General features: G+C 50.1%; 14 protein-coding genes. 10 read left to right on the plus strand and 4 right to left on the minus strand.

The window, feature by feature from the left end; genetic code table 11:
* Positions 1-190 precede the first annotated feature (190 nt).
* The 4 genes from QNH99_RS03210 to QNH99_RS03225 all read left to right on the plus strand — a co-directional run bounded on the left by QNH99_RS03210 (position 191) and on the right by QNH99_RS03225 (position 1,831).
* Complete coding sequence (locus QNH99_RS03210; protein WP_410517268.1) at positions 191-499, plus strand: hypothetical protein; 309 nt, start codon at positions 191-193, stop codon at positions 497-499.
* Between the two features lie 257 nt (positions 500-756).
* Positions 757-996: a regulatory protein YcgZ gene (gene ycgZ / locus QNH99_RS03215; protein WP_063877316.1), complete on the plus strand. Its 240-nt coding sequence runs from the start codon at positions 757-759 to the stop codon at positions 994-996.
* Between the two features lie 142 nt (positions 997-1,138).
* Positions 1,139-1,408 carry a hypothetical protein gene (locus tag QNH99_RS03220; RefSeq protein WP_063877315.1) on the plus strand — a complete coding sequence of 90 codons (270 nt, stop codon included), beginning with the start codon at positions 1,139-1,141 and terminating at the stop codon, positions 1,406-1,408.
* 150 nt (positions 1,409-1,558) lie between these two features.
* Entirely contained in the window at positions 1,559-1,831 is a 273-nt protein-coding gene (locus tag QNH99_RS03225; RefSeq protein ID WP_063877314.1) for a biofilm development regulator YmgB/AriR family protein, read from the plus strand.
* Positions 1,832-1,937: 106 nt separating this feature from the next.
* Here the strand turns inward: QNH99_RS03225 and QNH99_RS03230 are convergent, their stop codons facing one another.
* The 3 genes from QNH99_RS03230 to QNH99_RS03240 all read right to left on the minus strand — a co-directional run bounded on the left by QNH99_RS03230 (position 1,938) and on the right by QNH99_RS03240 (position 4,776).
* Positions 1,938-2,135: a hypothetical protein gene (locus QNH99_RS03230; protein WP_063877313.1), complete on the minus strand. Its 198-nt coding sequence runs from the start codon at positions 2,133-2,135 to the stop codon at positions 1,938-1,940.
* Between the two features lie 128 nt (positions 2,136-2,263).
* A complete protein-coding gene (locus QNH99_RS03235) occupies positions 2,264-2,524 on the minus strand; it encodes a hypothetical protein (protein WP_063877312.1) in 261 nt (86 codons plus the stop codon).
* A gap of 323 nt (positions 2,525-2,847) precedes the next feature.
* Entirely contained in the window at positions 2,848-4,776 is a 1,929-nt protein-coding gene (locus QNH99_RS03240; protein ID WP_410517269.1) for a methyl-accepting chemotaxis protein, read from the minus strand.
* A gap of 1,009 nt (positions 4,777-5,785) precedes the next feature.
* Between QNH99_RS03240 and QNH99_RS03245 the strand changes: the two genes are divergently transcribed.
* From QNH99_RS03245 to QNH99_RS03270, 6 genes are all read left to right on the plus strand, one after another.
* Positions 5,786-7,330 carry a methyl-accepting chemotaxis protein gene (locus QNH99_RS03245; protein ID WP_109716874.1) on the plus strand — a complete coding sequence of 515 codons (1,545 nt, stop codon included), beginning with the start codon at positions 5,786-5,788 and terminating at the stop codon, positions 7,328-7,330.
* Between the two features lie 456 nt (positions 7,331-7,786).
* Positions 7,787-9,265: a SulP family inorganic anion transporter gene (locus QNH99_RS03250; protein ID WP_283355874.1), complete on the plus strand. Its 1,479-nt coding sequence runs from the start codon at positions 7,787-7,789 to the stop codon at positions 9,263-9,265.
* A gap of 203 nt (positions 9,266-9,468) precedes the next feature.
* Entirely contained in the window at positions 9,469-10,974 is a 1,506-nt protein-coding gene (locus QNH99_RS03255; RefSeq protein WP_410517270.1) for a BglG family transcription antiterminator, read from the plus strand.
* Positions 10,967-11,440 carry a PTS sugar transporter subunit IIA gene (locus QNH99_RS03260; RefSeq protein ID WP_410517271.1) on the plus strand — a complete coding sequence of 158 codons (474 nt, stop codon included), beginning with the start codon at positions 10,967-10,969 and terminating at the stop codon, positions 11,438-11,440. Before QNH99_RS03255 ends, QNH99_RS03260 begins: the two co-directional genes overlap by 8 nt.
* Positions 11,441-11,461: 21 nt before the next feature.
* Positions 11,462-12,871, plus strand: a complete 1,410-nt coding sequence (locus QNH99_RS03265) for a PTS fructose transporter subunit IIC (RefSeq protein WP_063877306.1) — start codon at positions 11,462-11,464, stop codon at positions 12,869-12,871.
* 3 nt (positions 12,872-12,874) lie between these two features.
* Positions 12,875-13,732 (plus strand): ketose-bisphosphate aldolase, encoded by an 858-nt coding sequence (locus QNH99_RS03270; protein ID WP_063877305.1) that lies wholly within the window; start codon positions 12,875-12,877, stop codon positions 13,730-13,732.
* Between the two features lie 224 nt (positions 13,733-13,956).
* Here the strand turns inward: QNH99_RS03270 and QNH99_RS03275 are convergent, their stop codons facing one another.
* Complete coding sequence (locus QNH99_RS03275) at positions 13,957-14,541, minus strand: phage repressor protein CI (RefSeq protein ID WP_063881031.1); 585 nt, start codon at positions 14,539-14,541, stop codon at positions 13,957-13,959.
* Positions 14,542-14,864 lie beyond the last annotated feature (323 nt).

Raw genomic sequence — 14,864 nt, forward strand, 5'->3', positions numbered from 1 at the left:
GTGATGTTTATTAAAATTTAAAACTATAAATTTTTTATTTTTCATAAAGTTAAAAAATGCATTTCAAAGGTAAGATATTCAGGTGGATGGAATAATCCTGGGGCTGTCAGGAAATATTTTTGTCATCTGTCATGTCACCACTAAAATAAATGATATAGCCATAATTAATCTGTTATGTGAGGAGGAGAACGTGTTATTTCACGACGATGAGAAAGGTCATCTTATTCTTGGCGAAGCCGTGGTCAGCCTTGCTCTCGGTGACAGAGAAATAAGTATCGATACGCTTATCGCAGAACTTAACCAGATGGCGGAAGAGGAAACCCGAGACAGTAGGTTGGGGGAAATTTGTGATGCCCGCCACTGGCTGAAACAGTTCAGGCTGTCGCAGGTGCGTTCAGATTCAGGACTGCGTTGGCTGATGGCCGCGAGCCAGGACGAAAGCGGTAAGCCGCATGAAAATGTGATTCGTCTCAGGCCTGAAGAAGACGAAGACAGATAACGTGGTGAGCAAAGGTGTACAAAAGGGGCAACGATTTCACCTCGTCATGTACAAGATCGGCGTCAGGATGGATGCGGGGCGAAAAAGTTAAGGATCTGATACTCACGCAAGTGACTGTTATAAATGGCATAGCACTTTTTGCACCATTCGGCGTGCGGCCGGCACCCGGAATTCCTGTACAATTTTCCAGATGTTGTATAAGTTTAGTGACCAAGTCTTGGTTAGAGTTTACTCACTTTCACATCTGGAGGTTTAACATGCGTCAGAACGAAACTACGTCGAACACCGTACGTGATATTGCCCGTTATTTTGGCAACGACACGCAGCCTTCTGAAAAAGAAACGCTGGGTCAGGTTATTCTTGAAATACTGCACGCCGGTAAGAGCCTGAATCGTAAGGCCATCTGCAGCTCGCTTATCCGTCGCCTCAGCCAGTCGACGGGCCCGCAGGAAGAGCAGCATTATCAAAAACTTATCGGCATGCTTTTTGACCGCTGAAATGAGTGCCGCGTTGCGTTAACCGATTACAACGTCCCGCAGCATTAATCTGAACGGCCAAAAAAGCAGGTCATTAGAGGCCTGAGCGTTTGAGGCTGGGTTGCCCGTTTTTAGGGGGCACAATGTCATCAGAGATGCGGGTATGCAGAAAGATAAACTTGAGAAACTCACCGAGATAGTGATGGGCGAGGCGGTGACTGCGCTACTGGACAGTAATGACAAAATCAGTGGTGCCACGCTCGCTAACAGACTGAAGTCTATGCTGGTAAATGAAGCAAATGCAGCACGGCGCGAGGCGATTGAGGTCGCGCTTGCTGAAGTGCGAAGTGAATTTGCTTCTGCGCGCGATCCGATGGAGTCTGCCGTTCTGGCATTTGGTCAGAGCGTTTCTGACAGTCGCCGCAAGCATTGATGATGGCTGATCCCTTCTCATAAAAAACCTGTTACTTACCCAAGAGTAGTTTCAATAAAGACTACTCAGGACAAGCACATCCCCACTTCGCCCAACTGGCGAGGGTTATGATGTGTTCACCCTAAACTGAGACTGATAAGAAGACTCATCATGCAGAACAACATCGACATTCAGCAAAGCACGACTGAAGTGGAAATTATGCGCCTCTTTCGCAGTGCGGGCGACAAACTTCAGGCTGAAAGTGCAGTGCTGGATGCAGTGATTCGTAATATTGTCATCCACGGGCAAAAAGTCACCAGCAAAGCCATTATTATCAGTTTAATCGCCGAACTGGAGTGTACAGAAGACGTTGTACAACTGGATGTGCTTCGTAGCTGTCTGGAGATCGTGGTAGGGCGTACACCTTCAGACGAACAGCCATAAACGCTTTTCACCGCAGGGCAGACCTACGTGAAACAGCGATGTTGAGAGCCGGGTTTGCGACCGTGACTGCCCGGCATCCCCAGTAGGTAAGGGCAGTAATTAAAAATCAGTGAAGCTGTTTTGAGAGCAAGCGAATCGCCTCCTGGCACGCTCTCTTTTCATCGTGCTCTGTGCTTTGCTCACTGAAGCTGTGCAGCGAACGCAGTATATCCTGCAGATGGACTTCGCCATCCGGTTTAAGCAGACGGGCGACTATCCTGCCAATAACGGTGTAGATATCTTCAGATGCGGTGTCGTCGCTCATCTGACCTCTGTCAGCCAGAGAAGGGGCTGCTGGGTTAGCGCTGTAATCATGTTGGTAACGTTAATGGCATCTGATCAGGCGCACGACGCACGACGGCTAAAAGGGGCATCCGTCGCGTCGCGCAAGACTTAGTGAAGGTGATGAAGGTGAGTGACGTTGGTTTCAACGGAACTGTTGTTTTCAGACTGATGGGAAAACATCTCTACGCGGATCTCCTCCATGGCCCGCAAGGCTGCACGAAGCCTGACTTCATCCTGCTCCGTATCCAGAAACTGCTGCAGCCTCTCAAGGAGAATGCTCCAGGAAATAGCCGCATCCTCATTCAGTAGCTGCGTCACCATCTCACCGATGATGATATCCGTCATTTTTTCGTCAAAAACGTTATTCATATTCTCCCCGAATGGCGATTCTGAGACCGCAAGGTTAGCACAGGTTAGCCCGGCGGATAGGTGCTCAGCATCAAAATGAGAATCCACCGACCCGACTGTGACGACGCCGTTCCCCTGATGTTAATGCGCGGCAGGCTCACCGTTGACTGGTCTTGTGTTTTTTACGGCCAACAGAATAAGTTTCTTTCGGTTATCATTCAATTCATCATCTGTGCGATTTGCGTATTTCTGTCGATAAAATTTGCCCGGACTCTGCCGGGCAATGGTTAACCAATTGCCCCCGCGTGGGTAAAACGCGGGCGGCAGTGTACAGAGCGACGCCTTTAAGCCGTACGGAATACAGACACCATATCGCGCAAATCACCGGCTCGTTTTGCCAGTTCATCCGCAGAAGAGGCTGACTGTTCAACCAGAACGGCGTTTTGCTGTGTCACCTGATCCATCTGATTGACCGCAATATTAATCTGGCTCACGCCGCTGCTTTGCTCTTCAGAAGACGATGAAATATCGCGGATCAACTGGGAGGTTTGTTCAATCGCCTCAACACTTTGTTTCACTTTGCTGCCAGCGTCCTGCGCCAGCGTTAAACCTTCATTCGATTGCATAACAGACTGCTCGATCAAGCCTTTGATCTCTTTCGCTGCGCTGGCAGAACGCTGTGCAAGCGCCCGCACCTCAGCGGCGACGACGGCAAAACCTTTGCCCAGTTCGCCCGCGCGCGCGGCTTCAACAGCCGCGTTGAGCGCAAGGATATTTGTCTGGAAGGCAATACTGTCGATCACCGATGTGATTTCTTCGATTTGTCCTGAACTGCTGCGAATTTTCTGCATTGTCGCCATAACCGAGGTCATCGCCTCGCCGCTCTTCAGGGCAGCGCTGGTTGCGGATACCGCCATATCAGACGCGTAGCGCGTGTTATCCGCATTTTGCTTAATGATGGAAGAAAGCTGTTCCATGCTGGCGGCCGTTTCTGCCAGTGAAGCCGCCTGTTCTTCAGTGCGGGAAGACAGATCGTTATTACCCATCGCAATTTCTTCAGAGGAATGTGCAATGGTTGACGCGTTATTTTTGATATTCGACACCAGATGAGAAAGACGCTGCTGCATTTGTGCCAGCGCATTCAGTAATTCAGCAATCTCATTTTTACCCGACACGGTTATCGCAGTTGTTAAATCACCTGCAGCCACTTTACTGGCAAGCGAAACGGCTTCTTTAACCGGGCGGGTAACGGAACGACTAATCATCATCGCCACAAATATTGCCAGTAACGCAACGGCCAGCAGTGCGCCCAACAAGATATATTGTGACTGACGACGCTGATCGATTTGGTCGTTAAGTGTTTTACCCAGTTGCAGGCTCAGTTTAACGCCAAGATCGTTATAGGTGTTGATGGCCTGGGTAAACGCTTTTACATACTCTACTGGGGTAATTTGAACATTTTTTGCAATAAACACGCCATCGGCCATGTTAAGGACGTTCGCTGAACGCTGATAGGCATCAATGGCAATTGGGCTGAATTCCGATTTTAAATCCGGCTCGACGGCAAACGCTTTATTCAACACGTTGCTGAATTTTTCCAGCGCCGCTTTGCCACCGTCAATCTGGTATTCCATAGCACCGCGTGCGGATTCTGCTGCTTTATCACCCGCTGCAATCACGGATGTCCCCGCGGCCCTGATGCGTCCGAGGGTTTCGGTTAACTCAGGCAACCTGCCATATATACTCATAATAAGTTGATAAGTATTCAGGTCTGCATCTAAAGAAAGGCCATACAGATCCAGAATATCTTGATTAGTGTCCAGTAAGTTCTGAATCACCTGAGCATGGCGTGACAGACTGGTGGCGAGTGTCAGTTTGCCAGACGAGACGTCTTGCTGAAGCTGCGACCAGGCTGTTTTGACCTCATCAAAACGCTGGGTCGGCTGGGCATGAGTATCATACTGATGTAACTCAGCGGCGATTTTCGTAGTCTGCGCATCTATCTGAGCGGCAAGTTCCAGGCGTGGGGCGTTATCATATTTATTCAGTGAAATAGCAATAGCACTTTCAGCGCGGTGACGTTGAATCAGGTTAAGTAAAGTCAGGATCTCTTTTTCGACCGGTACGCCCTGCAGCTCTTGTTTCTTAGCATCGATGGCCTGATTACCCGTCTGGATAAATAAATAGGTTGGTAAGGCAAATAAAACCAAGGCAAAAATTCCCAGTATCAGGAATTTTGTCGGTAGACTGATTTTATCGAGAATATTTTTCATTTATTGAATTCCAGGTGAAATGGTGTCTTTTGATGAAGATCATCAAAAATTATTTTTTAGTCTTTTTATAATCTGATACAAGAATGCATATTTATCATGGCTTTGCGTATAAAAAGCAGGCGTAATGTGCCTGTTTAAACACGCGGGGGAGATTCTACTTTCCATAGTGAAGAGTATTATAGAATGCGTCGTGTTATTTTCCATGATCGAAATGCACAATATTTTCTTTTGGATGGGGTTAAGCCAAATTAACGGTTTTTATCAGCGTTATTCTACTAATCATAAATAGGTATTGGGTTGGTGGTGATTTATAAATACGCTTGGCGATCTAAAAAAATAAAAAATATTAAAGTTTTAATAAGCCACGCCGATAATGCGCGCGTTTAATTACAGCGTGTATTTCAAGGTAATATTTATAAAGCATGCTAGCATGCGCCCACGCAAAAATTAAAGTGATAACACGTTACGTTCGTCTCTCTACCGTCAAAAGAGAGGCGTGACGCGCGGCTGGTACCCTGCGATCCCTTTACCTTGTGGGCCGACCCAACAATAACAACCTGTGCCATAACGCTCAGGTAAGATGATGCCGTGGGGTCAACAGAGCCTGCCGTTTTCATGTGCTGATGCGGGCTTATCTTCCTCTTTTGCTGGTACGACATCCTGCGGTGCTGAGGTGCTACCTGACCGTTCATACGCCACCGGCAGTGCAAATCGCGGTAATGAGCGCGGCAAACCGAACGATTATGCTGCAGAAATGAGTTTGATATTATTTTTTCTGCACTGAAAGCATGCGGGTAAACTATTTTTAATAAATTTGTTGTTTGTAAATATGTTTATTTATTACATCTTATTAGTTTATAAAATCACATCCGTCAAACTTTTTTATAAATTAAGAAAAAATCATAATTATCAGTGGTTTGTTATTCTATAATTATTATTAATGCTTTTTTTACTGGGGTTTTTTTTAATTTAACCGATACCTGTTTTTCACCATAAACAGGGACTCCAAATGAAAATCTCTACGCGCCTGACTATCAGCTTTGGGCTGTTAATTACGCTGTTTATTATATGCACATCGGTGGCCTACACTGGCCTGAATAATGCCCGTGACGGCATGGATGATGCCGTCAATGTCAAAATGAAGAAATACCGTCTGGGTATGGATATGTACGGTGGGTTACGCGATATGGCGGTGATTGTGCGTAACCTTGCACTACTCAACGAAGCCGATCAGATGCAAAAAGAATGGCAGCGCATCGTTACGCAAAAAGCCCGCTATATCGATAACCGGGAGCGGCTTGCCGCCATGGTCGCAAAAGATTCAACCCCGCAGGCCAGAGAAGCCTTCGATAAAATCGTGAGCAGCGAAGGCCCTGTTCTGGCGGCCCTGGAGCACGCGGGACAGCTGGGGTTGCAAAACAAACAGCAGGAATCGGTAACCTATCTCATTAAAACCGTCAGGCCGTTGCAGGGCCAGTTGCTGGACGCGTTAAAGGAGATGACCAATATTCAAATGGAGGACAGTGAGCAGTCGGTGGAAAGCACCAGTCAGAACGTCCGCAAAGCAACGTTGATTTTAATGATCCTTGCCTCGCTTTCCGTTGCGGTTTCCGTGGCGGCGGGTTACATCATCACCCGCGTGTTAATGCGTCAGTTGGGCGGCGAACCCGCGCAGGCGCAGGCGCTGTCTGCCGCCATTGCCAGTGGTGATCTCACGGCCCCGGTCACCTTGCGCCATAATGATTCCACCAGCCTGCTGGCCTCACTCGCGAACATGCAAACCAGCCTGCGAAGCCTGGTTACGCAAATTAAAGAATCGGCGGGATCGGTAGCATCCGCCTCCGACGAAATTGCACAGGGCAACACTGAACTGTCATCACGCACCGAACAGCAGGCCGCCGCCCTGCAGGAAACGGCGGCCAGTATGGAACAGCTTACTGCGACGGTGAAAAGTAACACCGCCAGCGCTCAACATACCGCTACCGTGGCCAGAGATGCAGCGATGCTGGCCCGCACCGGTGAGTCAGAAGTGCAGTTAATGTCCCACACCATGAATGAAATCGCGCTCAGCGCGACCAAAGTTCGCGACATCACGGGTGTGATTGAAAGCATCGCGTTTCAGACCAATATTTTGGCGTTAAACGCAGCGGTTGAAGCCGCCCGTGCGGGTGAAGAAGGGCGCGGGTTTGCCGTTGTTGCAGGCGAGGTCAGAACACTGGCGCAGCGCAGTGCCACCGCAGCAAAAGAGATCAAGGAACTTATCGAACGCGCCGTAGAGCAGGTGGACAGCGGCGTGCATGTGGCGGCGGGCACCGGAGAAAGCATATTAAAAGTCGTTGGCATGGTGAACGAGCTTGCGGGGGCAATGGACGAGATTTCAATGGCCTCGTCGGAGCAGATGCAGGGGATTTCTCAGGTCAGTATTGCCGTCAGTCAGATGGATGGCGTCACCCAGAACAACGCCGCGCTGGTTGAAGAGTCTTCATCTGCTTCGCAATCCCTGTCTGAACAGGCACATTCGTTACGTGGGATGGTTGAAGCCTTCAGGGTGTAGCTGCGCGTCAGAGCGGTTTGTCACCTCAGACTAACCGCTCACTCATGCCTTGCCGATGAAAATGGCCCTGTGCCAGGCACCGTTTTCAACATTAATAAACATTATTTTTACAACGGCTTATCGGGAATTTTACCTGCGGCTTACCCGTGTTTTTCCGGCGTTAAGGCAAATTTTGGCTTTCAGTGCGGGTGATTTTTTGTGTAGAGTATCCCCCTGAACGGGGCATTGCCTGACATGATCGATGGCAATGTGACTGCAGATCCTTGCTGCAGCCAGCCCATGCTGATAAGGAGTTTTTAATCGTTATGCGTATTACGCCGCCCTGAGTTTTCCCCCTCCTTTGCCGTCCTGAAGCTGTCCGGACGCGCATCACTAACATCCCGTCTGTGGATGTGATTCTGTCTGTCTGAAATCTGCCCTTATGGGTTAACTGCATCCAAAATTTGAGAAAAAACTATGTTGCTGTCCTCGACGAGAAAGGACTGGCTGGGGAACGTCCGTGGTGACGTACTGGCCGGTATTGTTGTCGCGCTCGCGCTGATTCCTGAAGCGATCGCCTTTTCTGCCATCGCCGGTGTCGATCCCCAGGTCGGTCTCTATTCCGCATTCTGTATCCCGGTGGTTATCGCCTTTTTTGGCGGGCGTCCGGCGATGATTTCTTCGTCCACCGGTGCGATGGCGCTGCTTATGGTTACGCTGGTTAAAGAGCATGGGCTGGCGTATTTGCTGGCGGCGTCGTTGCTCACCGGCGTACTTCAGGTGATTGCGGGTTATTGCAAACTCGGAAACCTGATGCGCTATGTGTCGCGTTCGGTGGTCACGGGCTTCGTTAATGCGCTGGCCATTCTGATTTTCCTGGCCCAGTTGCCGGAACTCACCCATGTAAGCTGGCATGTTTATGCGCTCACCGCTGCGGGCCTGGCGATTATTTATCTGTATCCCCTGGTCGATAAAACCCTGCCTTCTCCGCTGATCTGTATTGTGATGCTGACTGCGGCCTCTCTGCTGCTGCATCTGGATGTCCGCACCGTGGGCGATATGGGCAAGCTGCCTGACAGCCTGCCGGTTTTTCTGCTGCCCGATGTGCCTTTTAACCTGAATACCTTGCTGATTATTTTGCCGTACTCCGCAGGCCTTGCCATCGTGGGATTACTGGAGTCGATGATGACGGCGACCATCATTGATGACATGACCGACACCACGGGCGACAAAAACCGGGAATGCAAAGGGCAGGGGATTGCCAACATTTGCACCTCTTTTATGGGTGGGATGGCCGGTTGCGCGATGATTGGTCAGTCGGTGATCAATGTAAAATCAGGCGGGCGCGGAAGGCTTTCCACGCTGACTGCCGGCATTACGTTGCTGGTGATGGTGGTGTTCCTGCGCCAGTGGGTTTCTCAGATCCCGATGGCGGCCCTGGTTGCGGTGATGATCATGGTTTCTGTCGGCACCTTTTCCTGGCGGTCGGTGGCGAATTTGCGCACCCATCCTCTCTCAAGCAGCGTGGTGATGATCGCCACCGTGTTAGTGGTGGTTTTTACCCACAATCTTGCATTTGGCGTCATCGTGGGCGTGCTGATTGCGGCATTAAATTTTGCCACCAAAGTGGCGCGCTTTATGGCGGTCAGTTCAGTGCGAACAGGCGAGTGCCGTCACTATACCGTCACCGGGCAGGTGTTTTTCGCCTCCGCCGATCGCTTTGTCCGCTGTTTTGACGTTCATGAGACGCTGGAAAAGGTGGTGATTGACGTAACCCATGCTCATTTCTGGGACATCACCTCTGTGAATGCGCTTGATCGCGTGGTGGTTAAATTTCGCCGCGCTGGGGCAGATGTAGACATTCGTGGCATGAACGCTGCGACACAAACCGTTGTCGATCGCTTTGGCGTACACGATAAACCCGAAGAAGTTGAAAAAGTCTTTGGCGGGCATTAACCGTTCCGGGCCTGATGCTCAGGCCCGCTCATCCTGACGCTTCTAGGCAAGCGCTATGTTGCATGAATGGAACCGGGTTAGCAGCATGCTGTTCACTATTATGGTCATATCAACGCCAGGGTTTGGTATTTCTCTACCGGAACAAGGCAGATATAACGGTAATGACCGAGCATCTGGACCATCTAGCGAAGCCGGGAGTCAACGTGCTAACCAAAAGACAAAAGGCGTTAATTAATCTTTTAGCTTCTCAGGGCGAATGGCGCTCGGCAACGGATATTGCCCAGACATTGAACGTTTCAGCCAGTACGTTGCGGCGCGACGTGGATGCGGTCAATCACTATTTTACCGACAAGGAGAGTCGTATCCTTAGTAAGCCCGGCCTGGGATTGTTACTGGAAAATGGTTTTGCCCTGCCTGTGGATCTGCATGGGGAAGAGGTAAAAGGTTTGTTGAAGAATAAAAGGCTGGTAGCCATCACAACAGACCTGCTTACCTGTTCTCCATTACCGCTAACGCTGAGCGCCTTAGCGGAAAAATATTTTATCAGCCGCTCTTCCATCGTGGCGGATTTAAGAAAAATTGAGGTCTGGTTAACGCCCTTTTCACTGAGCATTACCCGAAGCCATAGCGGAACCTGTATTACCGGCAGCGATCGGGATATTCGTCTGGCGCTGAAAGAGATTATTACCTTCAGCGTGATGAGCGATTACCCTGTCGCCGACAGTCGCATCGATCGTTTTTCGCGTGTTCAGCTGGTGGAGGAATTTGGCAGTGACAATGTGGCCTGCTGTATTAACCTCATCACTTATATAGAAGAGGCGCTGCACTGCTCAATCAGCGAACCCTATTATACCAACCTGTTTTCCCATCTGCTGGTGACGATAAAAAGGGCGCTTAACGGCACGCCACCGACGCCGACCGATTCGGACATGACAGGTTATAACAATCAGGAATGGTCAGTCGCCCGGCAAGCGGTCAGATGGCTTGAGGAAAAATACGCGGTCTCCTTCGCGCCAGTAGAGGTGCATTACATTTATCAATATCTCATCTCGTCTGGTCGGCATCCGTTTAGCGCCGGTTTTCAACCCTCAACGCACTATGACGAAGACGCCGTGAACTACGCCACTACCTTAACAACGCGGCTGTCTTCTTTATTAAAAAAGAATATTTGCAGCGACAGCGTGCTGCTTAATGCGTTGGTGTCACATGTGAAGCCCATGCTTAATCGTCTGGCCTACCGCATTGTTATTCATAACCCATTGCTGGATGAGATACGTAAAGAGTTTGCCGCGGTGTTTAACGTCGTCAAACAGGCCGCATTCCAGCTTAATCAACAGTGGGGGCTGCCAACGGCGTCCGATGATGAGATTGCCTATCTGACCATTTATATCCAGAACGCGTTAGAAAAGTGTCATGCGACGAAACGCGTCATGCTGGTGTGTTCCAGTGGCATTGGCACATCTCAGCTGCTTTCCAGCCGAATCAGCCGCGCCTTTCCGGAATGGGAGATCGTCGACATTGTGCCGGGTGCCCGTCTGAATGAGGCGATTAAGAAAGCCAGGTGCGACTTAATTATTTCGACCATCAGGCTTGAAGAGACTGAACATCCCGTTGCCTATGTTTCTGCCCTGTTTTCAAACAGAGACATTTTACGGGTGATGGAGTGCCTTAATAAAGACAGTCATGTTAACGGAGGAACGGATGCATAATAAAATCGTAGTGGCCGATCTGTTAAATCAGGCCTGTGTTTTTATGAATCTTGAGGCTAAAAATAAAGACGAGGTTATTGATAAATTAACGGCAAGCCTGTGTGAATTAAATATTATCAGCAATAAAGACGGTTTTATTCACGATGTCATGCTACGTGAAGCATTAGGCTCCACCGGATTCGAAAATCAAATCGCGATTCCGCATGGGAAATCACCGTGGGTCAATGAAACCCGAATAGCGGTAGCCAAACTGGCCTCTCCCGTTGAATGGGAAACCATGGACGATTCAGCCGTCAGGCTGGTGATTCTGTTTGCGGTGAAAGAAGCGGACAGCGGCGCCGGGCATATAAAACTCCTGGCGAAAATTTCTATTGCGCTTGGCGATGATGATGTCGTCGAGGCATTACTAAACGCAGAAACGAAAGAGGAGTTGTTTAATTTATTAGTCAATAACACCCAGGGGTAAGCCTTTCACCGGGAGAAAATAATGAATATTATTGCGATTACCGCCTGTCCCACAGGCGTAGCACACACTTATCTGGCGGAAGCCAATTTAAAAAAGAGCGCCGAGAAAAAAGGAATCACGATCCTTGTTGAAACACAGGGTGCCGTTGAGAGCGATTATATTTTTACGGAAGACGATATTAAACGTGCCGATATCGTTCTTATTGCCGCGGATAAAATGATTGATCGCTCCCGCTTTATCGGTAAAAGCATTATTACCGTATCGGTTACCCGCGCGGCCAGAGATGCCGCTGGATTGCTGGACGACATTTTGTCGGGTGCCTTAACCGGAGAAATCTGCACCGTCACGCCACAAGACGCGACCTCACCGGGCAGGGAAAAAGACAAAAAAACGACCCTGTCGAGCATCTATGTACATCTGATCACAGGTGTAAACCTGATGATTCCTTTTGTTGTCGCGGGCGGTATTTTAATTGCCCTGAGTTTCTCTTTCGGTATTACCGCGGCAACGCCTGGCGATCCCCGTTATAACCCGATAGCAAAAATGCTGGCCGATATTGGCGGCGGTGCCGCTTTTGCGTTAATGCTGCCGATTCTTTCATTGGGTATCAGCAAGTCGATTAGCGGCAACATGGGCATTGTTTCGGGCGCGGTGGGCGGCATGTTGGCCATTCACACCGGATCGGGTTTTCTGGGTGCGTTACTGGCGGGCTTTATGGCCGGCTATATCACGCTGTTGGTGGTGAAGTACATTAACCTGCCCACCGCCATTGCCGGACTCAAACCCATTCTGATTGTGCCCCTGTTGAGCGTGTTCCTGACCGGTGCGCTGATGATTCTGGTGGTCGGCCAACCCATCAAGCTGCTGTTGCAGAGTCTGACTGCTTTTCTGACCGATATGGGAAATGCCAATGCGGCTATCTTCGGATTGCTTATCGGGATGATGGTGGCTTTCGATATGGGCGGGCCGCTAAACAAAACCGTCTGTATGTTCGCGATTGGTTTGATGTCGACGGGAATCTACGAGCCCATTGCGGCATGTATGGCCGCAGGCATGGTTCCTCCGTTGGGCATTGCCCTTGCCACCACGCTATTTAAAAAGAAATTCAGCCCTCAGGAGCGCGAAACCGGCAAGGTGACCTATGTGCTCGGCCTCTCTTTTATCACCGAAGGTGCCATTCCGTATGCGGTCGCTGATCCGCTACGCGTCATTCCTGCCATCGTTGCCGGCTCGGGACTGGCCGGGGCACTGTCGATGATGCTCGGTTGTGCTTCCCGCGCGCCCCACGGCGGGATCTTCGTGATGTTCATACCCAACGTCATTACGCACGTCACAGGCTATCTGTTTGCCATTCTCGCCGGTGCGCTGTTTACCGCACTGATCCTCAGAGTGATTAAGAAAGATCATCCGCAACATTTACCGCAGGAGTGAATTATGTTGATTAATATGAAAGCGTTACTGAAGGTGGCACAGGACAATCAATTTGGCGTCGGTGCCTTTAACATCGCCTCCGCGGAGTTTGCCCGGCTGGTGATTGAGGTGGCGGAATCCCTGCAATCTCCCGTCATCCTGGAAGTGCATCCTGAAGAGCACGCTTTTGTCGGTGACAGTTTTATCACCTATCTGAGAGAGCTGGCTGTTAACGCCTCTGTACCGGTGGTTATTCATCAGGATCACGGCCAGACGCTGGAGCATATCTTAACCGCCATCCGCACCGGCTATACCTCGGTGATGATCGATGCTTCCGGCCTGCCGTTTGAAGAGAATATCGCCCTGACGCGTGATATCACCGCCATTGCCCATAAAGTTAACGTCTCGGTAGAAGCCGAGCTGGGTACGATTGGCGTGGCAGAGGGGAGCGCGGAAGGGGGCCACAGTGAAATTCTTTACACCGATCCCGACCAGGCGGAGCGGTTTGCCAGAGAAACCGGGGTAGATACGCTTGCCGTGGCCATTGGCACCTCACATGGTTTGTATCCTGTCGGTAAACAGCCGGTACTGGATATTGACCGTCTTAAAGCCATCAGGCAGCGGCTGACGATTCCGCTGGTCCTGCACGGTGGCTCGGGTAACAAAGACAGCGAGGTCGCGGAGTCGATTAAGTATGGTGTGGGGAAAATCAATATCTCCAGCGATATGAAAAAGGCGTTTTACGTCGCGCTACAGGAAGAGTTGCAGTCAAACGGGCATGAGCCCAGCGCGCTGTACGTCCGTCCAATGGCGGCGGCCAAAGCCGTGGTGGAGCACAAGATGCGGCTTTTCTCTTCTGTGGGGAAAGCCGGGCTGTATTAACCGTTAACGCTTGTCGCTCTGGATGCGCAGGCGGTGGTTAAACCTGTATTGCCCCAGGCGCAGCAAACGCAAGCGGTGATCAAGCAGCCGCTGCGCGGGCGGCTGTTCGTTCTGGCAGCCGTGAACGGATAGCTGTTTTTTATGGGCGGGCGTCCCGCGTGATGTCGCATTCTGTCGGCAACGCGTTGACAGTGATAAGACGTTGCAGGTCGCAATAAGTCGGTTTACTGAATCGTCAGAACGACGCGCCCAATAAGCCTGATGTCATCAATTCCGCAATCAAATGCCACGCCTATCCCGCTGACGTGCACTTTCCTGACCGGAATGCGCGTCAGCGTCCTTACGCTGGCGGTCCCTTCAATTTCAACCAACCAGACGCCGTCATGCATATCTTCAAAATCGGTATCAATGATGTATTGGGTGGTTTCCGCTAACAGTAAAAAAGCATTACGCGGCTCCTGCTTCAGCGGTGCGTATAACGCTTTATCCAGCATCACATAGCCCGCTTCCTCGATTTTTCCGCTGATTAGCTTTTTTCTAACCAGCGTCGGCGTATCAGGTTTGCTTTCCGAGAATTTTGAGCCTTTGCCCGTAATCAGCCACTGCAAATCTGCACCGGTTTCCATCACGCACTGTAAAACGATATCTGACGGAAAAACATCACGTTTATAGCGCGCAGACAGGCTACTTGCCGCAATTCCAAGGTGATCTGCAAGCTGCATTTTCATGGTAAAGCCATAGGCATCGACGACGCGATCCAGAGCTTCTGCGCTCGAGTTCGGAAATTTGAAATTAGTATAAACGCTCATTTTCATTGACACTTAGATTTAGTCTAAGTATCCTCCGGTTTAAGTTAGCCTTTGAATGATGTGACAGGGTGCGGCTGTATCTGATAACGAAGGATTTTGCCTGATGAGGCTCATTTTTACAATCATCATGCCAGAACCTTATCGCCACACTGAGACACAGGGTTAACGCAGTCAGGACAGGCTGAATGCCGCGTAAAAGGGCGTTTTACTCAGAAGAACCGCGCTCAGGCCGCTGTTGCAGCGGAAATGCGCAGTTTAAGAAGCGGGATGAATCGCGGTGAGCAGAACGCTGTCGTTTCGCTTAATGCTTAACAAACGTGATG

Origin of the sequence: Pantoea allii (assembly GCF_046529425.1) — a bacterium.
GTDB lineage: Bacteria > Pseudomonadota > Gammaproteobacteria > Enterobacterales > Enterobacteriaceae > Pantoea > Pantoea allii.

What these genes read in the sequence shown, in the direction of transcription:
- ycgZ (WP_063877316.1), top strand. Translation starts at nt 757, where the DNA reads ATGCGTCAGAACGAAACTACGTCGAACACCGTACGTGATATTGCCCGT.
- QNH99_RS03220 (WP_063877315.1), top strand. Translation starts at nt 1,139, where the DNA reads ATGCAGAAAGATAAACTTGAGAAACTCACCGAGATAGTGATGGGCGAG.
- QNH99_RS03225 (WP_063877314.1), top strand. Translation starts at nt 1,559, where the DNA reads ATGCAGAACAACATCGACATTCAGCAAAGCACGACTGAAGTGGAAATT.
- QNH99_RS03230 (WP_063877313.1), bottom strand. Translation starts at nt 2,135, where the DNA reads ATGAGCGACGACACCGCATCTGAAGATATCTACACCGTTATTGGCAGG.
- QNH99_RS03235 (WP_063877312.1), bottom strand. Translation starts at nt 2,524, where the DNA reads ATGAATAACGTTTTTGACGAAAAAATGACGGATATCATCATCGGTGAG.
- QNH99_RS03240 (WP_410517269.1), bottom strand. Translation starts at nt 4,776, where the DNA reads ATGAAAAATATTCTCGATAAAATCAGTCTACCGACAAAATTCCTGATA.
- QNH99_RS03245 (WP_109716874.1), top strand. Translation starts at nt 5,786, where the DNA reads ATGAAAATCTCTACGCGCCTGACTATCAGCTTTGGGCTGTTAATTACG.
- QNH99_RS03250 (WP_283355874.1), top strand. Translation starts at nt 7,787, where the DNA reads ATGTTGCTGTCCTCGACGAGAAAGGACTGGCTGGGGAACGTCCGTGGT.
- QNH99_RS03260 (WP_410517271.1), top strand. Translation starts at nt 10,967, where the DNA reads ATGCATAATAAAATCGTAGTGGCCGATCTGTTAAATCAGGCCTGTGTT.
- QNH99_RS03265 (WP_063877306.1), top strand. Translation starts at nt 11,462, where the DNA reads ATGAATATTATTGCGATTACCGCCTGTCCCACAGGCGTAGCACACACT.
- QNH99_RS03270 (WP_063877305.1), top strand. Translation starts at nt 12,875, where the DNA reads ATGTTGATTAATATGAAAGCGTTACTGAAGGTGGCACAGGACAATCAA.
- QNH99_RS03275 (WP_063881031.1), bottom strand. Translation starts at nt 14,541, where the DNA reads ATGAGCGTTTATACTAATTTCAAATTTCCGAACTCGAGCGCAGAAGCT.